22 protein-coding genes are annotated in these 22,252 nt (G+C 71.7%); 9 read left to right on the forward strand and 13 right to left on the reverse strand.

All coding sequences use genetic code 11. The annotated features are described in order from the left end of the window. Window positions 1–46 precede the first annotated feature (46 nt). The 5 genes from mmuM to ACFVYR_RS11865 are packed head-to-tail and all read right to left on the reverse strand — an operon-like array spanning window position 47 to window position 6,806. Window positions 47–976, reverse strand: coding sequence for a homocysteine S-methyltransferase (gene mmuM / locus ACFVYR_RS11845; RefSeq protein WP_384254737.1), 930 nt, complete (start codon window positions 974–976; stop codon window positions 47–49). Then, on the reverse strand, window positions 973–3,090 hold the full coding sequence (locus ACFVYR_RS11850; RefSeq protein ID WP_384254739.1) for a dipeptide ABC transporter ATP-binding protein: 2,118 nt from the start codon (window positions 3,088–3,090) through the stop codon (window positions 973–975). The genes mmuM and ACFVYR_RS11850 overlap by 4 nt, the downstream gene beginning before the upstream one ends. A gap of 16 nt (window positions 3,091–3,106) precedes the next feature. Further along, a complete protein-coding gene (locus ACFVYR_RS11855) occupies window positions 3,107–4,012 on the reverse strand; it encodes an ABC transporter permease (protein ID WP_384254741.1) in 906 nt (301 codons plus the stop codon). Further along, window positions 4,009–4,968, reverse strand: coding sequence for an ABC transporter permease (locus ACFVYR_RS11860; protein ID WP_384254744.1), 960 nt, complete (start codon window positions 4,966–4,968; stop codon window positions 4,009–4,011). The genes ACFVYR_RS11855 and ACFVYR_RS11860 overlap by 4 nt, the downstream gene beginning before the upstream one ends. Further along, window positions 4,965–6,806: a peptide ABC transporter substrate-binding protein gene (locus tag ACFVYR_RS11865; RefSeq protein WP_384254746.1), complete on the reverse strand. Its 1,842-nt coding sequence runs from the start codon at window positions 6,804–6,806 to the stop codon at window positions 4,965–4,967. The genes ACFVYR_RS11860 and ACFVYR_RS11865 overlap by 4 nt, the downstream gene beginning before the upstream one ends. 279 nt (window positions 6,807–7,085) lie before the next feature. Between ACFVYR_RS11865 and ACFVYR_RS11870 the strand changes: the two genes are divergently transcribed. From ACFVYR_RS11870 to ACFVYR_RS11895, 6 genes are all read left to right on the forward strand, one after another. Further along, the gene (locus ACFVYR_RS11870) at window positions 7,086–8,300 is read left to right on the forward strand and encodes an ROK family protein (RefSeq protein ID WP_384254749.1); all 1,215 of its coding nucleotides are present in this window, start codon (window positions 7,086–7,088) and stop codon (window positions 8,298–8,300) included. Beyond that, on the forward strand, window positions 8,297–9,898 hold the full coding sequence (locus ACFVYR_RS11875) for a M81 family metallopeptidase (RefSeq protein ID WP_384254751.1): 1,602 nt from the start codon (window positions 8,297–8,299) through the stop codon (window positions 9,896–9,898). Before ACFVYR_RS11870 ends, ACFVYR_RS11875 begins: the two co-directional genes overlap by 4 nt. 16 nt (window positions 9,899–9,914) lie before the next feature. Further along, a complete protein-coding gene (locus tag ACFVYR_RS11880) occupies window positions 9,915–10,748 on the forward strand; it encodes a transporter substrate-binding domain-containing protein (protein ID WP_384254753.1) in 834 nt (277 codons plus the stop codon). A 76-nt stretch (window positions 10,749–10,824) separates the two neighbouring features. After that, a complete protein-coding gene (locus ACFVYR_RS11885) occupies window positions 10,825–11,184 on the forward strand; it encodes a DUF6479 family protein (protein ID WP_384254755.1) in 360 nt (119 codons plus the stop codon). A gap of 69 nt (window positions 11,185–11,253) precedes the next feature. Then, window positions 11,254–11,637 (forward strand): VOC family protein, encoded by a 384-nt coding sequence (locus ACFVYR_RS11890; protein WP_384254757.1) that lies wholly within the window; start codon window positions 11,254–11,256, stop codon window positions 11,635–11,637. A gap of 63 nt (window positions 11,638–11,700) precedes the next feature. Next, window positions 11,701–11,964: a GlsB/YeaQ/YmgE family stress response membrane protein gene (locus ACFVYR_RS11895; protein ID WP_384254759.1), complete on the forward strand. Its 264-nt coding sequence runs from the start codon at window positions 11,701–11,703 to the stop codon at window positions 11,962–11,964. A 43-nt stretch (window positions 11,965–12,007) separates the two neighbouring features. Here the strand turns inward: ACFVYR_RS11895 and ACFVYR_RS11900 are convergent, their stop codons facing one another. After that, window positions 12,008–12,310: a DUF3040 domain-containing protein gene (locus ACFVYR_RS11900; protein ID WP_384254761.1), complete on the reverse strand. Its 303-nt coding sequence runs from the start codon at window positions 12,308–12,310 to the stop codon at window positions 12,008–12,010. Between the two features lie 119 nt (window positions 12,311–12,429). Continuing rightward, on the reverse strand, window positions 12,430–13,509 hold the full coding sequence (locus ACFVYR_RS11905) for an NADH:flavin oxidoreductase/NADH oxidase (RefSeq protein WP_384254764.1): 1,080 nt from the start codon (window positions 13,507–13,509) through the stop codon (window positions 12,430–12,432). Between the two features lie 193 nt (window positions 13,510–13,702). Here ACFVYR_RS11905 and ACFVYR_RS11910 point away from each other — a divergent pair, with 193 nt between their 5' ends. Further along, window positions 13,703–14,098, forward strand: coding sequence for an ArsR/SmtB family transcription factor (locus ACFVYR_RS11910; protein ID WP_384254766.1), 396 nt, complete (start codon window positions 13,703–13,705; stop codon window positions 14,096–14,098). A 73-nt stretch (window positions 14,099–14,171) separates the two neighbouring features. Here ACFVYR_RS11910 and ACFVYR_RS11915 read toward each other — a convergent pair whose 3' ends face one another. Next, window positions 14,172–15,542: an FAD-dependent oxidoreductase gene (locus ACFVYR_RS11915; RefSeq protein ID WP_384254768.1), complete on the reverse strand. Its 1,371-nt coding sequence runs from the start codon at window positions 15,540–15,542 to the stop codon at window positions 14,172–14,174. Between the two features lie 174 nt (window positions 15,543–15,716). Next, on the reverse strand, window positions 15,717–16,343 hold the full coding sequence (locus ACFVYR_RS11920; protein ID WP_384254890.1) for a DUF305 domain-containing protein: 627 nt from the start codon (window positions 16,341–16,343) through the stop codon (window positions 15,717–15,719). Window positions 16,344–16,553: 210 nt separating this feature from the next. Here ACFVYR_RS11920 and ACFVYR_RS11925 point away from each other — a divergent pair, with 210 nt between their 5' ends. Continuing rightward, the gene (locus ACFVYR_RS11925) at window positions 16,554–18,056 is read left to right on the forward strand and encodes an LVIVD repeat-containing protein (RefSeq protein ID WP_384254770.1); all 1,503 of its coding nucleotides are present in this window, start codon (window positions 16,554–16,556) and stop codon (window positions 18,054–18,056) included. A gap of 9 nt (window positions 18,057–18,065) precedes the next feature. On the opposite strand, the gene ACFVYR_RS11930 is transcribed toward ACFVYR_RS11925, so the two are convergent. The 3 genes from ACFVYR_RS11930 to ACFVYR_RS11940 form a co-directional block, all read right to left on the reverse strand. Continuing rightward, a complete protein-coding gene (locus ACFVYR_RS11930) occupies window positions 18,066–18,725 on the reverse strand; it encodes a TetR/AcrR family transcriptional regulator (RefSeq protein ID WP_384254772.1) in 660 nt (219 codons plus the stop codon). 149 nt (window positions 18,726–18,874) lie between these two features. Further along, the gene (locus ACFVYR_RS11935) at window positions 18,875–19,558 is read right to left on the reverse strand and encodes a phosphatase PAP2 family protein (RefSeq protein WP_384254775.1); all 684 of its coding nucleotides are present in this window, start codon (window positions 19,556–19,558) and stop codon (window positions 18,875–18,877) included. A 193-nt stretch (window positions 19,559–19,751) separates the two neighbouring features. Beyond that, a complete protein-coding gene (locus ACFVYR_RS11940; protein ID WP_384254777.1) occupies window positions 19,752–20,687 on the reverse strand; it encodes a M56 family metallopeptidase in 936 nt (311 codons plus the stop codon). 140 nt (window positions 20,688–20,827) lie between these two features. On the opposite strand from ACFVYR_RS11940, the gene ACFVYR_RS11945 reads away from it, so the two are divergent. Further along, window positions 20,828–21,469, forward strand: a complete 642-nt coding sequence (locus ACFVYR_RS11945; RefSeq protein WP_384254780.1) for an HAD family hydrolase — start codon at window positions 20,828–20,830, stop codon at window positions 21,467–21,469. 75 nt (window positions 21,470–21,544) lie between these two features. Here the strand turns inward: ACFVYR_RS11945 and ACFVYR_RS11950 are convergent, their stop codons facing one another. Next, window positions 21,545–22,102, reverse strand: a complete 558-nt coding sequence (locus ACFVYR_RS11950) for a DUF5134 domain-containing protein (protein ID WP_384254782.1) — start codon at window positions 22,100–22,102, stop codon at window positions 21,545–21,547. Window positions 22,103–22,252: the final 150 nt, after the last annotated feature.

The raw sequence follows: 22,252 nt of genomic DNA on the forward strand, positions 1-22,252 counted from the left end.
CTGACAGTCACCCCCGCTGACGGCGTCCGGCCAGGTCAGCGGGGTGTCACTCGTCCGCTGCCGGACCTGCCCGGCCGGTGGTCCGCCCCGGCGCGAGCTCCGCCGCCACCGACGCGATCGCGCCGGGACCCACCCGGCAGCACCCGCCGATCAGCCGCGCCCCCGCCGCCCGCCACTCCTCGGCCTGCCCGGCAGCGAACCGGCCGGGACCGCGCCAGGACCGCGTCGCGGCGTCCCAGGCCTCCCCGCTGTTCGGGTAGACGACCGCGGGTTTGCCGGTCACCCGCGCCGCGAGCGCCACCGCGGGCCCCGCGTCCCTGGGATCGCAGCAGTTCACGCCGACCGCGATCACCTCGTCCACCTCCGCGGCGAGCGCGAAGGCCTCCTGGAGCGGTTGCCCCGCGCGGGTGCGGTCGCCCGCGACGCTGTACGACAGCCAGGCGGGCACCCCGAGTCCGCGGACCGCTCTCAGCAGCGCCCGCGCCTCGTCGGTGTCGGGCACCGTCTCCAGGGCGAGGACGTCGGGTCCGGCCTCGGCGAGGGTTTCCAGCCGCGGCCGGTGGAAGCGCTCCAGCTCGTCGACGGACAGGCCGTACCGTCCCCGGTACTCGGCGCCGTCGGCGAGCATCGCCCCGTAGGGCCCCGCCGACGCGGCCACCCACACCTCGCGCCCGAGACGCGATCCGGCGCGGCGCGCCAACTCGACGCCGAGGACCAGGAGTTCCCGGGCTCGCGCCGCGTCGATGCCGTGCCGCGCGAACCCCTCGTACGTCGCCTGGTAGCTCGCGGTGATGGCGACCTCGGCGCCCGCCTCGTAGTACGCGCGGTGGGCCGCCTCGATCGCGGTCGGCGCGTCGGCGAGCAGTCGCGCGGACCACAGGGCATCGCTCAGGTCGTGCCCGGCGGCCTCCAACTGGTTGGAGAGGCCGCCGTCGAGCACGACGGGGCGCTGGGCGAGGGCTTCGGCGAGTCTCACACCCTCGACGCTAGCTGAGGCGAGGTCAACGGGAAGTGGCAGGCCACCTCGTGCCCCTCCCCGTTCGGCGTGCTGACCGGCGGTTCGGTCGTGGCGCACACGTCCTGCGCGAGAGGGCAGCGGGTCCGGAAGCGGCAGCCCGACGGGGGCTTCGCCGCGGAGGGGGTCTCGCCCTCCAGAGGTGTGCGTGCGGCGCCGGAGGCCGCCTCCGGGTCGGGCAGGTTGACCGTGTCGAGGAGCCCGCGCGTGTAGGGGTGCAGCGGATGCGCGTACACGCGCTCGGCCGGACCCGACTCGACGAGCTTGCCCAGGTACATCACGCCGACGGTGTCCGCCAGATGGCGTACGACGGCCAGGTCGTGCGAGATGAACAGGTAGGTCAGACCGCGCTCGCGCTGCAGTTCGCGCATCAGGTTGAGGATCTGCGCCTGCACGGACACATCGAGTGCGGACACCGGTTCGTCGGCCACCACCAGATCGGGCGACAGTGTCAATGCTCTTGCCAAACCAAGCCGTTGGCGCTGACCGCCGGAGAACTCGTGCGGGTAGCGGTGCACGGCGCCGCGCGGCAGGCCGACGGCGTCGAGGAGCCCGGCGACGAGGTCCTCCCGTTCGGCACGGTCGCCGACGCCCTGGATGACGAGCGGCTCGCGCAGGATCTCGCCGACCCGCATGCGCGGGTCCATCGCGGCGGTGGAGTCCTGGAACATCAGCTGCACGCGGCGCCGGTGCGCGCGCCGCTCGGCCCGCGACATCCGTGCCGGGTCGGCGCCGTCGAACCGCACTGTGCCACCGGTCGGCTCGTCGAGGCCCGCCACGATCCGCCCGAGCGTCGTCTTGCCGCAGCCGGACTCGCCGACCATGCCGTACGTCTCGCCCTTGCGGATGGTCAGCGACACCCCGCCGACCGCGCTGACCGTGCCGCGGCTGCGCGAGAACGCGCCGCCCTTGAGGGGGAACTCCTTGACGAGCGAGTCGAGTTCCAGGAGTACGTCACCTGGTGCGCCGGTGGCGGGCACGGTCGCGGGCACCACCACCTCGTCCTCGGAGGCCACCACCTCCGGTACCGGGTGGAAGCACGCGAACCGGTGCTCCGTGCCCTCGGCTCCGGCGTCCACGAGCTGCGGCTCCTCGGCGCGGCACTCGTCCGTGGCGAACGTGCAGCGCGGCGCGAAACGGCAACCGGTGGGGCGGACCGCGAGGTTCGGTGGCAGGCCCGCGATGGTGTGCAGTTCGGTGCCGCTGTCGGCCGCGCGCTCGGGCAGCGCGGCGAACAGGGCCTCGGTGTAGCGGTGGCGCGGGCGGGCGAACAGGCTCCGCACGTCCGCGTGTTCGGCGACCTTGCCCGCGTACATGACCGCGACCCGGTCCACGCGGTTGGCGATGACGCCCAGGTCGTGGGTGACCAGGATCATCGCCATGCCGAGGCGGGAGCGCAGCTCGTCGATGAGTTCCAGGATCTGGTGCTGCGTCGTCACGTCGAGGGCCGTCGTCGGCTCGTCCGCGATCAACAGCTTCGGCTCGCAGACCAGCGCCATGGCGATCGACACGCGCTGGCGCATGCCGCCCGACAGCTGGTGCGGGTAGGCCTTCATGCGCTCGGCCGGCTGCGGCATGCCGACCAGGCGCAGCATTTCCTGGGCCTTGGCCCAGGCCTCCTTCCTGCTGATGCCGGGGCGGTGCAGGAGCAGCGGCTCCGCGACCTGCGCGCCGATGGTCATCGTCGGATTGAGGGAGGTCAGCGGATCCTGGAAGACCATGCCGATCGTGTTGCCGCGGATGTCCTGGAGGACGGGGGCGGAAGCCGTGGCGAGGTCGCGGCCGTCGAACAGGACGCGTCCGCCGGTGATCGCGCCGCCCGGCGGCAGCAGGCCGAGGACGCTGAGCGCGGTCATGGTCTTGCCGCAGCCGGACTCGCCGACGATGCCCAGGGCCTCGCCGGGGGCGAGGGAGAGGGAGACGCCGTCGAGGGCGTGGACGGTGCGCTCGCGCGAGGCGATGTCGACGCGCAGGTCCTCGATACGGAGCAGGGGCTCGGTCGCGGGCTCGGGCTCGGCGGCGCGCTCGGTTTCGGTCGCGGTCGCGGGCTCGGCGGCGCGCTGGGGCTCGGTCATCTTCTCGTCTCTCCTGTTACTTCCGCAGCCGGACTTCGAACGCGTCCCGCAGCCCGTCGCCGATGAAGTTGAACGCGGCGACGACCAGCACGATCGCGATGCCCGGCGGGAAGATCAGCCACCAGTAGCCGTTCTGCGTGTAGGTGATGCCGGCCGACAGCATCGAGCCCCAGTCGGCCGAGGGCGGCGGGATGCTCAGGCCGAGGAACGCGAGGTAGCTGACGTAGAGGATCGCGTCGGCGATCTGGAACGTGCAGTTGACGATGACGGTGCCGATGGCGTTCGGCACGATGTGCTTGAAGACCGCCCGTGCGCCGCCGCCGCCCATCATCCGCATGGCCTGGACGTACTCGCGGTCGCGCAGCGACAGAGCCTCGCCGCGCACCAGGCGGGCGGGGGACAGCCACGCCACCGACGCGATGATCACGATGAGGACGCCCTTGCTGGGCGTGATGATCGCGGCCACCACGACGAGCAGGAACATCGCGGGGATGGCGAGCGCCGCGTCCGTGATCCGCATCATCGTGGCGTCGACCCAGCCGCCGAAGTAGCCCGCGATCGCGCCGTAGACGGTGCCGAAGAGGGTGGCGAGCAGGCCCGCCGCCAGACCGATCTCCAGGGATGTCCGCCCCGCGACCATCAGGCGGCCGGTCATGTCGTAGCCGAGATCGGTGGTGCCCAGGAGATGGCCGGAGGTGCCGGGCGGCAGGTTGGCCTGCGAGAGGTCGGTGTGGACCTGCTCGGTCGAGTACAGGAACGGGCCGAGATAGCTGAAGGCGAGCAGCAGGAGCAGCACCACCACGCCCGTCAGGGCGAGCTTGTTGCCGGTGAAGACCCGGAGCGTGCGACGGGCCAGCGAAGGCGTGGCCCGCGCGGCGTCCTCATGGCCTGGCGCGGTGACAGGGGCGACCGTGGTACTCATGCCACGCTCCGTATCCGGGGATCGAGGACGGCGTACAGGACGTCGGTGAGCAGCGAGCCGACGACGGTGGCGACTCCGACGACCAGCGTCACGCCGAGCAGTACGGGGAAGTCGGAGCCCTGCGCCGCGTTCCAGAACAGCAGCCCCATGCCGGGGTAGTTGAACATCGACTCGACGACGAGGGCGCCGCTGAAGAGGGTCGGGAGGTAGAGGCCGAGGAGCGTCGCGAGGGGGATCAGCGCGTTGCGCAGGACGTGCCTGACCATGATCCGGCGGCTCGACTGGCCCTTGGCCATCGCGGTGCGGACGTAGTCCTCTGTGAGGTTGTCGAGTACCGCCGAGCGCATATAGCGGCTGAACATCGCGATGATGCCGAACGCCATCGTGACCACCGGAAGGATCAGTCCGGTGAAGTCGCCGAGCAGTGCGCCGATGGTCTCGCCCTGCGGAGCCTCCGCCGGGAACACGGGCATGACCTGCGCGAACAGGATGATCATGATGAGGCCGAGGAAGAACACCGGCGTCGCGTACAGCAGGAAGGCGAGACCCGTGAGCGCGTAGTCCGACGCCTTGCCGCGCCGGACGGCCTGCAGCAGGCCGAGCGGCACCGCGATGACGACCGCGAGCACGGTGGAGAGCACCGTCAGGAGCAGTGTCTTCGGCAGCCGCTGCGTCAGGAGGTCGATGACCGGCGAGTTGAGCTTGAAGGACTCGCCGAGGTCGCCCGTGAGCAGCCGCTTCAGATACATCGCGTACTGCATCGGCAGGGAACGGTCGTAGCCCTGCTGGTGGTTGAAGTGTTCGATCTGCTGCGGTGTGCCCTTCGGGCCGAGGATGGCGCGGGCCGGGCCGCCCGGCAGCAGGTGCAGGAGGACGAAGACGATGACCGACACCAGGAAGAGGACGACGATCGCCTGGAGGAGGCGCTTGACCAGAAAGCCGGTGAAGCCGGTCACTTCTCGGCCCCCTTCTTCTTGACGTAGTACCAGTGCTGGGGAGCGAAGGTGACGGTCGGGTTCTGCGAGACGCCGCGCAGGTCGTTGCGGATCACCGAGACCTGGTACGCCGGGTTGGGCATCCACATCACGGGGAGCTGCTCCGCGAGGTACTCGCCGTACTCGTGCACCGACTTCATGTCGGGGGAGTACTGCACGCTCCGGATGATGCGGTCGGCCCTCTTGTCGCTGTAGTTCCCGAAGTTGGCGGACGCGCCCGTCGAGAAGAGCTGCTCGCCGCTGGGGTTGAGCGGGTAGTACCAGCTGCCGGCCGTCCCGAAGAACGACATGTCCCAGTCGCATCCTGGGTCCTTCGCCTTGCACGGCACGGAGTTGCCGAGCACCGAGTTGAGCGGCTGCTGGCGCACGGTCAGGTCGATGCCGGCCTTGGAGAGCGACGACTTGAGCTCCTGCATCATGTTCGTCGTCTCGGTCGAGCCGGACTGGGAGAGCAGGGTCAGTTCGAGCGGGGTGTTCGCGCCGATGCCCTTGCCGCACCGGTCGGGGCCGGTGCCGGGGCGTACGCAGCGTGCCGTGCCGTCCTTCGTCCGCCAACCGTGCCGGGAGAGCAGGGCCTTGGCCTTGCCGACGGAGAACGGGTACTGGTTCTTCGCCATCTTCTCGGACAGGTACTGGCTCTTCGGGGTCACCGGTACGGGGCCGAGCGTCGGTGTCGCGCTGCCCTGCCAGATGACGTCGCTCATCGCCTTCTGGTCGACGAGGTGCTGCATCGCCTGGCGGATGTAGAGCTGGTTCATCAACGGGCCGCCCCCGGCGGAGTTGAAGTTGTAGACGATGTACGTCGCCGCCCAGCCCTCCCACGGATCGACGCGGTAGCCCTTGCCCTCGAACTTCTCCTTCTGAGCCATCACCGACGGCGGGATGTAGCCGTAGTCGACGCCGCCCGAACGGAGCACGTTGTACTCGGAGTCGGCGGTCGTGAACGGTTTGAAGACCACCTTGTCCAGGTGCGGGCGCTCCGACCGCGGGCCGGTGAACTTCTCGTTCGGCACGATGGTGACCTGACCGCTGTCGCGCCAGCCCGCCAGCCTCCAGGGCCCGTTGACCGTCTTCCAGAGCGGGTCGGAGCCGTACGAGCCGAGGCTCTTGGCGTGCCGGGTCAGGCGGGCGAAGACGGCCTTGGCGCCCGCGGTCGTGCGGTCCCAGTCGCCGATCCTCCCGCCGTCGCTCTTCGCGTCCCAGGCGTGCTGGGGGAGCGCCCGCAGAAGGGTGAGCTGGTTGGCGGTGAACCAGTCCGGGTTGTACGCGCGGGTCAGGTGCAGCCGCACGGTGTGGTCGTCGAGCGTCTCGAACCGCTTGATGTTGTCGGGCATCGTGCCGACCGAGTAGCTGCCCCACTCCGCCTTGTTGGCCTTGACCAGGTGGAACCAGAACTCCAGGTCGCGGGCGGTGACAGGCGTCCCGTCGGACCACTTGACGCCCTCGCGCAGCGGCACCGTCACGGTCCTGTTGCCGTCGCTGTACTTCGGCGCAAGGCCGAGCGTGCTGGGTCCGTGGGTGGTCAACTCGCCCCGCGCCCTGTCCTGCACGGCGTCGTACACCGGCATGAACAGCAGGGAGATGATGCCGTAGTTGTACGAGGCGCCGTAGCCGGGCGCGCCGATCGGGAAGATCCAGTTGGGCGTCGCGGCCGGGGGCAGCGCCATCGTCGCCGTGCCGCCCTCGACGGGCGTGCCGCCGGTGGGGCCCATGTCGATGCGGCCGCCCTCGCGGGTGCAGCCGGTGAGGGCCGCCGCGAGGACGAGCAGCGCGGCCGCCGCGGACCTGAGTGAGCGCATGGCGATGGGCCTCCAAGGGGTACGGGGCCGGCCCGTGCCGGAGAACGACGGGGCGGCGCCCGAACGCTAGGCCGCTGTCGAAAAACAAGTCAATAGCTTCGTTCGGTGAAGACTGAGGGAGGGTTGGGAGAGTCGTTCTGGAATGCCCGATTAAGTTCTCCGTCACAGCCGGGATTCTCCGGGGAGGCCTGGTCAACTTGGTTCGTGGACACCTAGAGTTCGGCCCGTTGTCGAAGCAAGATGTCGCACAAAGCGGCGAACCAACCCTGGGGGAGCGGCATGGCCGGCACTGCACACGGCGAGTCGGGGTCGGCGCAGGACATCCTGCGGCTGGTCTCGTCGGGCGTCGCCTCCTCCCGTACGGAGCTCGTGCGGGAGCTGGGCCTCGCCCCCTCGACGGTCTCCCTGCGGGTGCAGGAACTCGTCGACGCCGGACTGCTCTCCGAGTCGGGCGAGGGCGCCTCGCGCGGGGGCCGCAGGCCGCGGCTGCTGCGGGTGGCCGCCCAGGGGGGCGTCGCCGTCGCCGCGGACCTGGGCAGCCACCACGCGCGCCTCGGCGTGGTCGACCCCGGCGGCACCGTCACGGACGCCGTCGATCTGCCGCACGACATCACCGCCGGGCCCGAGTCCGCCGTCGACTGGCTCTGTGCACAGGTCGAAGGACTCGTGGCCCGCCAGCGCGAGCAGGGCCGCACCGTGCGCGCGTTCGGCGTCGCCTTCCCCGGCCCCGTGCAACCCGCGACCGGCCGCGTCCTCAGCCCCTCCCGCATGCCCGGCTGGCACCGCCACCCGCTGCGCGACGTCCTCGCCGAGCGGCTCGGCATCCCCGTCACCGTCGACAACGACGCCACGATGATGGCCGTCGGCGAGCACCGCGTCGCCCGCCCCGAACTCGACCACCTCGTCGTCGTCAAGGCGGGCCGCGGCATCGGCAGCGGCATCATCTCCGCGGGCCGTCCGCACGACGGCGCCAACGGCAGCGCGGGCGACATCAGCCACGTCCGCGTCGACGCGGCGGGCGACCGCCCGTGCAGCTGCGGCAACATCGGCTGCCTGGAGACCGTCGCAAGCGGTGCCGCCCTCATCCGCGAACTCGCCCTGCAAGGTGTCGAAGTGGCCGACACCGCCGACCTGCTGAGGCTCGTCGCGGACGGCGACCCGCAGGCCACCACGCTCGTCCGCACCGCGGGACGGCACATCGGCACCGTCCTGTCCGTCGTCGTCAACTTCTTCAACCCGCAGGCCGTGGCCCTCGGCGGCGTACTCGCCACCGCCGAACCGCTGGTCGCCGCCGTGCGCGGCGTCCTCTACGAACGCTGCCTGCCGCTGGCCACGGCCGACCTGGAGATCACCACCACGGTGACGGGCGTCGACGCGGGCCTGCTCGGCGCGGGCCTGACGGCGCTGCGCCACCACCTCCCGACCTCCCCGGCCTCCCCTGCCACCCCGGCGTCCCAGGCCCCCGCACCCCAGGAAGAGAGCGCACCCGCATGACCCCCTCCGCGAACCACCGCCGCCTGCGCATCGGCATCGGCGGCATCGGCATCGAGTCGTCCACCTTCTGCCCGCACCGCTCCACGACGGACGACTTCCGCCGGACCCGCGGCCAGGACCTCCTCGACCGGTACACGTGGACGCGCGCCGACTCCGACCTCGCCGCGACGGTCGAATGGGTGCCGCTGCTGCACGCGACGTCGCTGCCCGGCGGACCGGTGGAAGCGGAGTCGTACCTGATCCTCAAGGACGAACTCGTCGCCCGCATCAGGAAGGCGGGTCCGCTCGACGGCCTCGTGTACGACATCCACGGCGCGATGAGCGTCATCGGGCTCACCGACGCGGAGGCGGACCTGACGGAGGCCGTCCGCGCCGCGCTCGACTCCGTCGGCACCCCGGACGGCACCGGGCGTCCGATGATCTCCGCCGCCATGGACCTGCACGGCAACGTCTCGCGCCGCTTCGCCGAACCGGTCGACCTGCTCACCGCCCACCGCCTCGCCCCGCACGAGGACGCCTGGGAGACCCGCGAACGCGCCGCCCGCAACCTCGTACGCTGCCTCCTCGCCGGCACGCGCCCGCACCGCGCCTGGGTCCAGGTCCCCGTCCTGCTGCCCGGCGAGAAGACCAGCACCCGCCTGGAGCCCGCCAAGTCCCTCTACGCCTCGCTCGCCGGGATCGAGAAGCTGCCCGGCATCCTCGACGCCGCGATGTGGGTCGGCTACGCCTGGGCCGACGAGCCGCGCTGCAAGGCCGCCATCGTCGTCACCGGTGACGACGCCGAACTCGCCGCCGCCGAGGCCGGGAAGCTCGCCCGCCGGTACTGGGACGCCCGCCGCGACTTCGTCTTCGTCGGCCCGACGGGCAGCGCAGAGGAGTGCATCCAGCGGGCGGTGGCCTCGCCCCGGCGCCCCTTCCTGATCAGCGACTCGGGCGACAACCCGACGGCGGGCGGCGCGGGCGACCTCGCGTACATGCTGGGCAAGCTCCTGGAGAACGAGGCGATCCGCTCCGGGCAGGTCACCGCGGTCCACCCCGGCATCACCGATCCGGTCGCCGTCGCCCGCTGCTTCGAGGCGGGCGTCGGCGCGGAGGTCACGCTGAGCGTCGGCGGCAAGGTCGACGCGAACCACGGCGGGCCGTACGAACTGACCGGCACCGTCGTCGCGTTGCAGCGCGCCACCGACCAGAAGGACCGTGCCGAGGGCGGCGCGTACGACCGCGGCGTCGACATGGCGGCCGTGCGCAGCGGTGGCCTCACCGTGATCCTCGTCGAACGCCGCAAGCCGTTCCACACTCTGGCCGACTTCATGGGCCCCGAAGAGGGCGGCCTCGGCGTCGACCCGCGTACGTACGACATCGTGGCCGTGAAGATCGGCTACCTGGAGCCCGAGCTGCACGACATGGCGGCCGACTGGCTGCTGGCCCTCACGCCGGGCGGCGTCGACCAGGATCTGCTGCGGCTCGGCCACCATCGGGTGGAGCGGCCGCTCTACCCCTTCGACGAGGACGCGTACGACAACGAGGAGCCCGAGCTGACCCCGGCCCGCCTCGCCCCTCTCAGCCCTCTCACCCCTCTCAACAGCCGCCGTCCGTAGCGCAGAGGAGCCCCCCATGAAGCGTGCCGCCGCCCTGTCCGCCCTGGTCTGCCTGCTGGCCGTCACCGCCGCCGCGCCCGCGTCGCCCGACGCGGCCCGGCGGGCGGACCGCCCGGACCGCCCGGACAGGCACCACGGGACTCTCCTCGACTCCGTCCCGAAGAAGGGTGTGCTGAAGGTCTGCACGACCGGCGACTATGCCCCGTTCACGAAGCTCGACCCGGCCGAGGGCACGTACAGCGGTGTCGACGTGGAGATGGCGCGGGACCTGGCCAAGAGCCTCGGAGCCAAGCCAAAGTTCGTGGCCACGACCTGGGCGAACCTGACCAAGGACGTGGCGGCCGGACGCTGCGGCATCGGGGTCGGCGGCGTCTCCGTCACCCTGCCGCGCGCCCGCCAGGTCTACTTCAGTGAGCCGACGCGCGAGGACGGCAAGACGCCCATCGTGCGCTGCGCGGACAAGGCCAGGTTCGGCGCGGGCGCTCTGACGGACATCGACAAGCCCGGCACGAGGGTCGTCGTCAATCCCGGCGGGACGAACGAGCAGTTCACCCGCGCCAACATCAAGCGGGCGACCATCAAGCTGCACCCGGAGAACACCACGATCTTCCAGGAGATCGTCGACGGCCGGGCGGACGTGATGATGACCGACGCGAGCGAGACGCTCTACCAGGCGAAACTCCACCCCCAGCTGTGCCCCCTCCACCCCGACAAGCCCTTCACCTTCTCGGAGAAGGCTTACGCGGTGCCGCGCGGCGACGACGAGTTCAAGGCATACGTCGACCAGTTCGTACACCTCGCCACGCACGACGGCACGTATGCCGCGTATGAGGCGGAGTGGATGAAGTGAGCTGAAGCCCGGGCCGCGCCCGGGGCTCGGGGGTTCGCGCGGGCTTTTGTCGCGGGTATGCGGGTACCCGCCGCCCATGACTGATCTCAGCGTGGGACATCTGGCCGCCGGGGTGCCCGGGGGTGGCCTCGCGCCGTTCCTGGTCGGCCTGGGCATCGCCGCCCTGCTGGTGTGGGCCGTGTGGTTCGGGATCCGGGTCCGCGGCAGGGAGCAGCGGCCACCGAGGCCCGAGGAGCAGCCGCGCCTGCCTGCCGAGGGGCCCGTAGGGGAGGTGGCGGAGCATCGTGAGCCGGACGAAGTCCCAAAGGACGCGGGGCGGTTGACGCCGCGTCAGGTCAGGGGAGCGGGCAATGCCTCGTCCACGCGGAGTGGCGACCAGCGGCGCAGGCGTTGGATCCGGGGGCGCAGTGGTTCGTTCGGCAGTGGCGGCAAGTGAGGGCAAGTCAGGACGGCTGGGCGAACCGTACGTCCGTTTGGGCGGTCCGGCGCGGGGGACCCGGTCGGTATGACCGTTCACAAGAAGACCGTGCTCGTACTGGACTGCTCGGAGCCGGAGGAACTGGCTGAGTTCTACGCCGGACTGCTCGGCGCCGAGGTGCGGTTGAGCAAGGACCCCGACTACGTCGAGGTCACGAACGACAGCGGCGTCCACCTGGCCGTGCACAGGGAGCGCGACTACATACCGCCGAGCTGGCCGCGTCCCGAGGACTCGCAGCAGGCGCATCTGAGGATCATGGTGGCCCGCCACGACATGGACGAGGCGGAGCGCGAGGCGATCGGCCTGGGCGCGCGGCCCGTGGAGACGAAGAACAACAGCGGGCCGCGGGACACGCGGACCTACTCCGACCCCATGGGGCACTCCTTCACCCTGGCGGCCATACCCGAGTGACCTAGTACATCTCCTGCAAGAGACCGGCGAGGGAACCGGTCAGGAACCGGACAAGGGGCAGTGATGGAGATTTCCGGGCTCATCAGCGCGATTCTGATCGGCGCCGTCATCGGCGTCCTCGGCAGGCTCGTCGTCTCCGGACGGCAGCGCATCGGCGTGCTGTGGACCATCGTCGTCGGCATCGTGGCCGCGCTGATCGGTACGGCCGTGGCGGCGGGCCTCGGCGTGGCCGACACCGACGGCGTGGACTGGGTGGAGTGGCTCATCCAGATCGCCCTGGCGGCTTTCGGCGTCGCGGCCCTGGACCGTCTGAAGCTGCGTCGCTGAGTGGACCGTCTGAAGCTGCGCCGCTGAGCTGCGGCGGCGGAGCTCACGGATCGGTCCACCGGCACAGCAGACGCAGGAACCCGACCAGAGTGAGCGACCACAGAACGGCGAAGGCCCAGATCACGCCGGGCGTCGAGGTGCGGATCCCGATGATGAGGAGCGCGCCGCACACGATCGCGAGGAAGGCCACGGTGAGGGGTCGCGGCGTGTGCGCCAGTACGTTCCGTACGCGCCGTTCGAGGCGCAGGAGCCGCCAGCGCGCCTGGAGGGGCCGGTCCCGCCGGAGGGACTCCTCCAACTCCTCCAGGATGCGCTGCTCGTGCTCCGGAAGCCGTTCTGTCGCCATCGCCGCCCTCCCGCGCCGGATGAGATCCAACTGTGTCGGATGAGGTCCGGCCTCAACGGGTGCCCCGAGCCGCCCGGGTCTAACAGGGCGGCGGCGCGGCCACCGTGGCGTCAGAGGGATCAGACGGAACGGTGGTACTGGTCCGGCACGTGCACGTCGTCGCCGAGTTCGCGACCCGCGAGCCGCGCCCACGAAGGGTTGCGCAGGAGTTCGCGCCCCAGGAGGACCGCGTCCGCCTCGCCATTGGCGAGGATCTTCTCGGCCTGCTCCACCTCGGTGATCAGACCGACCGCGGCGACCGCGAGCTCCGTCTCGGCCTTCACGCGGGCCGCGAACGGGACCTGGTAGCCGGGCTCCACGGGGATCCTGACGCCCGCGGCGTTGCCGCCGGTGGAGACGTCGAGCAGGTCGACGCCGTGCTCCTTGAGCTCGCCGGCGAAGCGGACGGTGTCGTCCGCCGTCCAGCCTGCCTCCTCCAGCCAGTCGGTGGCCGAGATGCGGAAGAACAGGGGCTTGTCCTCGGGCCACACGGCACGCACCGCGTCGACCACCTCGAGCGCGAAGCGCGTGCGGTTCTCGTACGAACCGCCGTACACGTCGGTGCGCTTGTTGCTGTGCGGGGAGAGGAACTCGCCGATCAGGTAGCCGTGGGCGCCGTGCAGTTCGGCGACCTCGAAGCCCGCGTCCAGGGCGCGGCGCGCGGCCTCGGCGAACTGGCCCACGATCGCGCGGATCTGATCGACGGTGAGCTCCGTCGGCACGGGGTGCTGCTCGTCGAAGGCGACCGGACTCGGCGCGACGGCCTGCCAGCCGTGCTGGTCCGTGCCGAGCGGGGCGCCGCCCTTCCAGGGCCGGTCGGTGGACGCCTTGCGGCCGGCGTGCGCGAGCTGGATGGCGGGCACGGTGTTCTGGCTCTTCAGGAAGTCCGTGACGCGGCGGAAGGCGCGGGCCTGCGTGTCGTTCCAGATGCCCAGGTCGTACGGGCTGATGCGGCCCTCCGGGCTGACGGCGGTGGCCTCGACGATGATCAGGCCCGTACCGCCCGCGGCGCGCGCCGCGTAGTGCGCGAAGTGCCAGTCCTGCGGTGCGCCGGCGTCGGCACCGTCGGGCGCCGCCGAGTACTGGCACATCGGGGGCATCCAGACCCGGTTCGGGATGGTCAGCGATCGCAGGGTGTACGGCTCGAACAGCGCGCTCACGGCGGGCTCCATTCGTTCACGGCGGATGTGCGTGCGGGTGCGGAGGCGCCGATGTGCGGTTCCGCTGCTCGTACGATAAACCTCGTAGTACGGCGCATGTCAAACTACGATGGCTCTCGTACAATGAAGCGCAGGGAATACCCGGGGGTCAGGGACTCGGGACCCGGGATCAACAGGACGAAGTGGAGCCGCCATGACGACCGCCGCCGCGACCGGCAGTGCGAGCAGTGCGACCGGCAGTGCGAGCAGCAGGACGCTCGCCCACCCCGAGCCCGGGGACGTCCGGCTCGAAGGGGTGCTGCACGCCTTCGCCGACCCCATGCGGATGCGGGTGGTGCGGGAGCTGGCCCGGGAGGAGGGGGCGGACGGGCTCTCCTGTTCGTTCTTCGACCTGCCCGTCACGAAGTCCACCTGCACGCACCACTTCCGGGTGCTGCGCGAGAACGGCGTCATCCGGCAGATCTACCGGGGCACGACGAAGCTGAACGTGCTGCGCCGCGACGACCTGGACGCCCTCTTCCCTGGTCTGCTCGACAGCGTCCTCGCGGCCGCCACCCGACAGGACGCCCGTCTCGCCGCCCAGGCGTGAGCCGACCTGGCCGCGTGAGCCACCCCGACCGCTTCCTGAACGCCCCTCCCGACGTGCCCCTCCGGTGCAGGTCCTAGCCGGAGGAGGTGTGGCGCGCCGCCGCCCGCAGGCCCTCCCAGTCCGGGATCTTCACCACGCCCCGGCCGAGCGTGCGCCCCAGCTCCGCCTCCGCGCGTTCGATCGCCAGCCAGCCCGGCCACTCGACCGGCCGCAGCCCCGCCGCCCGCAACCCGGACAGGGGGTCGTCGAGCACCTGCCTCCGTCCGAGAGCGGGGGCGTCGTCCAGCAGGGACTGGACCGTCTCCTTGGCGCACGGCCGGTTGGTGCCGATGACGCCGGTGGGGCCGCGCTTGATCCAGCCGGCCACGTACTCGCCGGGGGAGGGCGCGCCGTCCCGCAGCACCCGTCCCGCCGCGTGCGGCACCGTGCCCCGCTCCGCGTCGAACGGCAGCCCTTCGAGGGGCACCCCGCGATAGCCGACCGAGCGCAGCACCAGCTGGGCCGGGATGTCCTCGTACTCTCCCGACCCCGTCACCCCGCCCCGGCCGTCCGGCAGCGTGCGCTCGAAGCGGGTCAGGGCCACATGGCCCGTCGCCCCCGCCGTCAGCGCGACGGGACGCAGGAAGAAGCGCAGCCTGATCCGCCGGGCAAGGCCCCGCGCAGGCCGGTCGGCCCAGCCGCGCAGCACCTCGACGTTGCGTCGGCCCGCGGCGGGCAGGCCGGAAGGGTCGGTGTACGCGGGGTCCAGCGCCAACTCCGCCGGGTCGACGACGACTTCGGTGTCCGGCAGGGCGCCGAGCTCGCGCAGCTCCTTGGTGGTGAACCGCGCCTGTGAGGGCCCGCGCCGCCCGACCATGGACACCTCACGCACCCGGCTGCCCGCGAGGACGCCGAGCGCCGCGTCCGGCATGTCGGTGGGGAGCAGTTCCGCGGCGCCGCGGACCAGCATGCGGGCGACGTCCACCGCGACGTTGCCGACGCCGATGACGACGGCCGACTCCACGTCCCTGATGAACCCGGCCCGCGCGCCCGGCTCCGCCATCGCGTCCGGATGCGCGCTGTACCAGGAGACGAACTCGGTCGCGGAGTAGCTGCCCGGCAGCTCCTCGCCCGGTATGCCGAGCCTGCGGTCCGCCGCCGCGCCGACGCAGTAGACCACCGCGTGGTAGAGACCGAGGAGCCGGGCCGGGGGCAGGGTGGCGGGGCCGATCTCGACGGAGCCGAGGAAGCGTACGCGCTCGTCCTCCAGGACCGCGCGCAGATTGTTCTGCAGGGACTTGATCTTCTCGTGGTCCGGCGCCACTCCGTAGCGCACCAGGCCGTACGGGCAGGGGAGGCGGTCGAGCACGTCGACCCGCACATCCGGCACCCGGTCCTGCTGGATGAGGGACTGCGCGGCGTACACCCCGCTGGGACCCGAACCGACGACGGCGACGTGCAGCACGGTGGTGCTCCTTCCGCGAGGTGACCTCGGGACGGTTTCAGGATCGCACCGGGGAGCGCGCGTGTCAGGGGTGTGGGCGCACAGGCGCGTGTGGTGTCGCGTGCGGTGTCAGTGGCCCGGGCGGCCCTCGGTGCCCGCGCCGGGGGGAGAGGGGGGAGAGGGGGGAGGCGGCCGTCACTCCATCTCCCGCATCCGGCTGATCTCGCTCGACTGCTGCGCCACGATGTCGTTCGCCATCTCCTCGACCTGGATGTTGTTGCCCTCGGAGAGCACGTCCGTGGCCATGGTGAGGGCCCCGCTGTGGTGCGTGATCATCAGCTTGAGGAAGAGCTGGTCGAACGCCTTGCCCCTGGCCGCGCGCAGCTGCTTCAGCTGCGCCTCGCTCGCCATGCCCGGCATCGCCGCGTGCTCGTGCCCGGCGTGCTCGCGCGGGCCGCCGTGCTTCTTCAGCCAGCCCTTCATCGCGCCGATCTCGGGCCGCTGCGCGGAGCTGATGCGTGACGCCAGCCGTTTGACGCGCACCGACCCGGCCCGCTCCGGGGCGAGTCCGGTCATCCTCAGCGCCTGGCCGTGGTGCACGATCATCATCTGCGTGTACGTGAAGTCGGCCGAGTTGGGGGAGTCGTCCTCGGACCTCCGCCGCGCGGCGTCCTTCGCGGACATCGTCGCCGCGCTCTCGCCCGGCTTGCCCGGCGCGATCACCGAAGGACCCGGCGACGCCTTGTGCCCGGCATCGGATCCGTCCCCGCCGCCCCCGTCGGAGTCGCACCCCCCGAGTACGAGAACGGCGGTCGCCAGCATCGCGCTGACGGCGGACGTACGGCGGTGGGGCACAGTGACCTCCTGGTGGCGCGCGGGCGATTCGGGGTCCGTATTAGCACGCGGATGAGCATCGGTGACCGGAAAGTCTCGTGACGAGTCCGATTCCCTCTGTTGATCTGTGCATGATGAGCACGATACTGCGGGTGTGCGTGAACCGTTCAACTGCGAACGGCCACAAGGGAGGATGCAGTGACCCTGTTGAACAATCCCCGAACGCGGCGCAGACGTCTGGGAGTCGGCGCGGCGGCGGCCGGACTGCTGGCCGCGCTGCTCACCGCCGCGCCCGCCGGAGCCGTCCCCGACCCCGGTGACTCTCCGGCCGCCCCGAAGAGCGTCTCCAAGAGCGACGCCGACCGGACGAAGAAGGCCATCGAGCGCGGGGACATACCGGCGCCCGACGAGGTCGTCCACTCGGACAACATCGAGCACCTGGCCAACGTCCCGAAGGACGCGCTGCCCGGGCTCAACACCGACATCGCGTTCCAGGGGAAGTACGCCTTCGCCGGAAACTACGACGGCTTCCGCATCTACGACATCAGCGACCCGAAGGCCCCGAGGACCGTCTCGCAGGTCCTGTGCCCGGGCTCGCAGAACGACGTGTCCGTCTCCGGGAACCTGCTCTTCCTGTCCACCGACTCCTCGCGCAGCGACAACTCCTGCAACAGCACCACGCAGCCCGCCACGGAGAAGTCCTCCTGGGAGGGCATGAAGATCTTCGACATCAGCGACAAGTCGAACCCCAGGTACGTCTCCGCCGTCGAGACCGCCTGCGGCTCCCACACCCACACGCTGGTGCCGGAGCGCAGGAACGTCTACATCTACGTCTCCTCGTACTCCCCGAACGCGGCGTTCCCCGACTGCCAGCCGCCGCACGACGGGATCACCGTCATCAAGGTGCCGCGCAAGGCCCCGGAGAAGGCCGCGGTCGTCAACTTCCCCGTGCTCTTCCCCGGTGAGGGTCCCGACGGCGGCGGCAACCCGGGCGGGCCCACCAACCCGGGCGTCTCCAAGACCACCGGCTGCCACGACATCACGGTGCTGCCCTCCAAGGACCTTGCGGCGGGCGCCTGCATGGGCGACGGCATCCTGTTCTCCATCAAGGACCCGGAGAACCCGCGGATCATCGACCAGGTGCAGGACAACACCAACTTCGCGTTCTGGCACTCGGCGACCTTCAACCAGAAGGCCGACAAGGTCGTCTTCACCGACGAGCTGGGCGGCGGCTCGGCCGCCACGTGCAACGCGGCCACGGGACCGAACCGGGGTGCCAACGGCATCTACGACATCAAGGGCAAGGGTGACAAGCGCAAGCTGGTCTTCAAGAGCTACTTCAAGATCCCGCGCCACCAGGCGGACACCGAGAACTGCGTGGCCCACAACGGCTCGCTGATCCCGGTCAGGGGCAAGGACCTCATGGTCCAGGCCTGGTACCAGGGCGGCGTCTCCGTCTGGGACTTCACCGACTCCACGAAGCCCAGGGAGATCGGCTACTTCGAGCGCGGCCCGCACACCACCGACAAGATCACCACGGCGGGCGCGTGGTCGGCGTACTACTACAACGGCCGCGTCTACTCGAACGACATCGAGATGGGCCTCGACGTCCTGAAGATCAACGACAAGCGGACGGATCCGGCCCAGCGGGTCCGCATGCGCGAGCTCAACGTCCAGACGCAGCCGGACTACTTCGACTGACGGACGGAACTAGCCGGGCTGTCCTGAGGGAAGAGGCCTCAGGGGCCCGTGCGGTGAGTTCCCGTCGGGCGGTGCGCCGCCCGGCGGGACGCCGAGCTCCCAGTCCAGTCCGTACCGTTGGAACAGCTCGGCGCGCAGCGTCGTCAGCGGCATCGGCGCGCCGGGGATGAGTAGCGCGAAGACCGCGCCCATCAGGAGCGCCCGCAGCAGCGGGTAGTCCCGGTCGGCGTCGGGCGAGCCGTAACGGACGACGGTCTCGCGCAGCAGCTCCGCGAGACGCTGCTGCTCGGGGCACTGCACGAAGCCCTCGGCCTGGAGGATGCCCGCCATGTGCGTACGCATGAGCAGCGGCTCGTCCCTGGCCAGACCCAGGATCGCGTCGACGGCCCGCGCCAGCCGCTCGCGCCCGTCATCGGTGCGCGGCTCCCGCTCAAGCGCCGCCTCCAGCGTGCGGTGCATGAGCCGGTGCACCGCGGACTGGAGCAGCTGACGCTTGCCGGGGAAGTAGTACGACACCAGGCCGCGGGCGGCGCCGGCCCGGTCCGCGATGTGCCCGAGCGTCGTGGCCTCGAACCCGTGCTCGCCGACCAGGTCCACCGTCGCCTGCAGCAGACGCTCCCGGGAACGTCTGCGCAATTCTTCGTTGACCGATGGGCTACGCGGGGACATCCTGATAACTCCTGCGTTGACTGGCTCCGAGCCAGTATACTCGGGGAGTCCCGAGGCGGAGTCTCGCAAGAGGCGCCGCGCGGGTCGCAGCAGCCTGGGGCAGGCAGCACCGCGGGGGAGTGTTGCCTGCCCACAGGCGTGCGACGCCGTCATGCCCCGTTCGCGCGCCCGCCGGGCCCCTTCTCGTACGTCATGACGGCCAGGGCCACCGTCAGTGCCCCGAGCAGCCAGCCGCCGAGTACGTCGGAGGGCCAGTGGACGCCCAGCCAGACGCGGGTCAGGCCTACGCCGGTCACCGAGAGCGCGGCCAGGGCCAGGGCGGTGCGCCACAGGGCGGGGCGTGCGCCGTGCGTGTGCAGGAGCCACAGCAGGAGGCCGCAGACGATCGTCGCCGTCATCGCGTGGCCGGAGGGGAACGCCGCGAAGTGCGCGGAGTCCACGGGGTCCGGCCACACCGGGCGCGGCCGGTCGACCGCCGCCTTGAGTCCCTGCTGCACCGCCGAGCCGGCCACGCAGGTGCCGGTGAGCCAGAGCGCCGGCCACCACGCCCCGCGGGCCGCGAACCGGACGACCACCACCGCGATGACCGCGCGCATCGTCCAGGGGTCCCACACCCAGTCGCTGAGGATCCGGACGGTCCGGGTGGCGCCGGGGCCGTCCACCGCCCAGCGATGCGTGGTGCGCGCGATGTCGCCGTCCAGGGAGAGCAGCGGACGCCACTCCAGCCCGACCAGGAGGAGCAGCAGGAGCGAGGGCACGCAGAGGGCCGCGGCGGTGAGCGCGGCCCGGGAGCGGGGCGGGCGGGTCGGGGAGTCGGTGGACGCGGGGTGCATGGAGTGATCCTCGCCGACGGATCGGAGCTGCGGCCGTCATGGGGCCCGGGGCGTGGCGCCTACCCGACAGCGGCGCGGGTACGCACGGTTCGGTTCCGCCCCGGCCGCGCGGCCCGCTGTCCGGCACGCGGGATCGCCGTGCGGCGCAGGCGTCCCGGTGCCGCGTCGGACGCCGTGAATTCTCGGATGCGGGCTAGCCCAGTGCGCGAAGACCCGGTACGAAAGTGACCAGGACGGGGATCACCGGCACCAGCGCCGCCGTCGCCGTCAGGCGCAGCCTGCGGGCCGCGGTCAGGCGCGGGCGGGCCGAGAGCAGCCGGTGGACGCGCTGCGGGACGTGGGCCTGCGGGGCCGGGCAGGGGCCGAACACGCCGCGGTCCTCGTTGAGTTCGACCAGGGCGAGGGCGATCGTCAGACGGCCGAAGCGGCGCGAGGCGACGTCGTCGGCGGCGAGCTCCACCAGGCGGTGCATCTCGTCGCGGAACGCCGCGAACACCCGCACCTGCGGAAAGCCGACGGCCAGCGCCCCCGAGCAGTGCAGCAGCCAGTCGTGCCTGGCCCGCGCGTGACCCTGCTCGTGCGCCAGCACGGCGTCCAGCTGACGGCCCTTCAGCCGCCGCAACGCGGCCGTGGTGATGACCAGTTGGGGCGCCTGGCCCGGCAGCCACCAGGCGTCGGGCCGCTCGCCCTCCAGGAGGACGAGGCGGTTGGCTCCGGGCTCCTCGCCGGGCAACAGCGGGGAACGTACGAGCAGTTCGGCCCTGCGGTCGGAGCGCCGGGCGCGGGCCCTCGCGATCTCGCGGGTCAGCATGACCGCCGTCCACACCCCGCCGCAGGCAAGCGCCACCGCGGTGGCCGCCGCCCAGGGGCCAGGCGCCTGGAGGGCGTACGCCTCGACCACGGCGTGCGGCGCGGGCGCGAAGACATGGCCGCGCACGGCCTGCCACGCGGCGGCGGCGCTCAGGGTCATCGAGAGCGCGCAGCAGAGCAGGACGCCCGCCACCACGCACTGCCAGGCCCACAGCGCGACCACGGGTTCGCGTTCCGGCCAGTCGGCCCGCGCGAGCATCCGCGGGGCCACGACAGCGGTGAGAACGCCCAGCAGCAACAGCGCGACGGGGACCATCATGGCGCCCAGCCTATGAGGGTTGGGCTACCGGAGGGTATGGCCTGTCACCCCAAGTGACGCACGCCACGGCCGACACGGGTGTATTTCCCGTACGGGTGACGACCGCGGCCGGGGCGGCGGGACGCCGTAGTGTGCTGACGGTGATCGAGACCATCGTGTTCGACGTGGGGGAGACCCTCACCAAAGACGACCGCTACTGGGCAGCCTGGGCGGACTGGCTCCAGGTGCCGCGTCACACGCTCTCCGCGCTGATCGGGGCCGTCGTCGCGCAGGGCGGGGGGAACGCCGACGCGCTCCGGCTCGTCAGCCCGGACATGGACATCGCCTCCGCCCACCACGCACGCGAGACCGCGGGCCGGGGGGAGCACCTGGGCGAGGCCGACCTCTACGCGGACGTACGCCCCGCCCTCGGCGGTCTCCAGAAGCTCGGTGTCCGCGTCGTCATCGCAGGCAACGCGACGGCGCGGGCGGCCGAACTGCTGCGCGACCTCGACCTGCCCGCCGACCTCGTCGTCACGTCGGGCGACTGGGGAGTGTCGAAGCCGGACCCCGCCTTCTTCGAGCGGGTGCTCGAAGTGGCCCAGGCCGAGCCCCAGGAGACGCTCTACGTCGGCGACCACCCCGGCCACGACCTCTTCCCCGCCAAGCAGGCGGGGCTGCTGGCCGCACACATCCGGCGCGGTCCCTGGGGGTACTACTGGGCGGACGATCCGGCCGTCGCCGACACGGCGGACTGGCGGGTCGACAGCCTCACCTCGCTCGCCGCGCTGATCGCCCGCTGAGGCGGCGGCCACCACTCGCAGGGGCGACCGCCACCACCGCGCCGGGACGAAGGGCGCCACCCGCAGGGGCGGCGCCTACAGCGTCATCAGCATCGCCACCATCCCGATCCCCATCGAGAGCCGGCAAGCAAGCGCCACCTCGGAGCGGTCCGCCCACCCCAGCACAGCGGACCCACCCCCCGCGGAGGAGGCCGCCCGGGGAGCGAGGCGCGCGCCCGACCACAGCACGTACCCGGCGAAGTAGAGCAGCAGCGCGCCGGTCAGCAGCGGGATGCCGGCGCCCCCGTGGTGCCCGGCGTGTGCTGCCGGAGTCGTGGCCATCGCCACCGACATGTAGGCCATGGCGCACGCGCCGATGAGGTGGTGGAGGTGGTGGCGGTTCGCGCGGGCCGCCCACCCGGTGTGCAGCGCGGCGCCGCCGAACACCGCGGCGTAGACGAGCCAGGCCCAGCGCGGCGGCGCGAGGACGGCCGCGGGGACGGCCATCACCGCCATCCCGAACCCCATGAGCGCCTCGCCGCCGGCCGTGCGGCGCTGTTCCTCGATCCGGCTGCGCATCCGCAGCAGGCAGTAGCCCCCGGTCGCCGCGCACAGCGCGACCAGCAGCCAGGCGGCCTGTGCCGGTCCGTGCACCGCACCCTCCCCCTGTCGACGGTGTCGTCTCGACCGTGTCGTCCGGTCGATTCCCGGGTCGCCGGGGCCGTACGCGAGCGCACGGGGGTGCATGGGGAGCACGGGGGCGCGGGCGCGCCTGTCCGACGGGGCTGGCGCCGCCTAAATCGT

The organism is Streptomyces sp. NPDC058284 (assembly GCF_042881135.1).
Taxonomy (GTDB): domain Bacteria; phylum Actinomycetota; class Actinomycetes; order Streptomycetales; family Streptomycetaceae; genus Streptomyces.

Excerpts from the sequence above, each read along its gene's own strand:
- ACFVYR_RS11910 (WP_384254766.1), top strand. The coding sequence starts at position 13,703 with ATGACGACCGCCGCCGCGACCGGCAGTGCGAGCAGTGCGACCGGCAGT.
- ACFVYR_RS11930 (WP_384254772.1), bottom strand. The coding sequence starts at position 18,725 with ATGTCCCCGCGTAGCCCATCGGTCAACGAAGAATTGCGCAGACGTTCC.
- ACFVYR_RS11900 (WP_384254761.1), bottom strand. The coding sequence starts at position 12,310 with ATGGCGACAGAACGGCTTCCGGAGCACGAGCAGCGCATCCTGGAGGAG.
- ACFVYR_RS11880 (WP_384254753.1), top strand. The coding sequence starts at position 9,915 with ATGAAGCGTGCCGCCGCCCTGTCCGCCCTGGTCTGCCTGCTGGCCGTC.
- ACFVYR_RS11885 (WP_384254755.1), top strand. The coding sequence starts at position 10,825 with ATGACTGATCTCAGCGTGGGACATCTGGCCGCCGGGGTGCCCGGGGGT.
- ACFVYR_RS11865 (WP_384254746.1), bottom strand. The coding sequence starts at position 6,806 with ATGCGCTCACTCAGGTCCGCGGCGGCCGCGCTGCTCGTCCTCGCGGCG.
- ACFVYR_RS11875 (WP_384254751.1), top strand. The coding sequence starts at position 8,297 with ATGACCCCCTCCGCGAACCACCGCCGCCTGCGCATCGGCATCGGCGGC.
- ACFVYR_RS11870 (WP_384254749.1), top strand. The coding sequence starts at position 7,086 with ATGGCCGGCACTGCACACGGCGAGTCGGGGTCGGCGCAGGACATCCTG.
- ACFVYR_RS11935 (WP_384254775.1), bottom strand. The coding sequence starts at position 19,558 with ATGCACCCCGCGTCCACCGACTCCCCGACCCGCCCGCCCCGCTCCCGG.
- ACFVYR_RS11895 (WP_384254759.1), top strand. The coding sequence starts at position 11,701 with ATGGAGATTTCCGGGCTCATCAGCGCGATTCTGATCGGCGCCGTCATC.
- ACFVYR_RS11855 (WP_384254741.1), bottom strand. The coding sequence starts at position 4,012 with ATGAGTACCACGGTCGCCCCTGTCACCGCGCCAGGCCATGAGGACGCC.
- ACFVYR_RS11940 (WP_384254777.1), bottom strand. The coding sequence starts at position 20,687 with ATGATGGTCCCCGTCGCGCTGTTGCTGCTGGGCGTTCTCACCGCTGTC.
- ACFVYR_RS11850 (WP_384254739.1), bottom strand. The coding sequence starts at position 3,090 with ATGACCGAGCCCCAGCGCGCCGCCGAGCCCGCGACCGCGACCGAAACC.
- ACFVYR_RS11890 (WP_384254757.1), top strand. The coding sequence starts at position 11,254 with ATGACCGTTCACAAGAAGACCGTGCTCGTACTGGACTGCTCGGAGCCG.
- ACFVYR_RS11920 (WP_384254890.1), bottom strand. The coding sequence starts at position 16,343 with ATGCTGGCGACCGCCGTTCTCGTACTCGGGGGGTGCGACTCCGACGGG.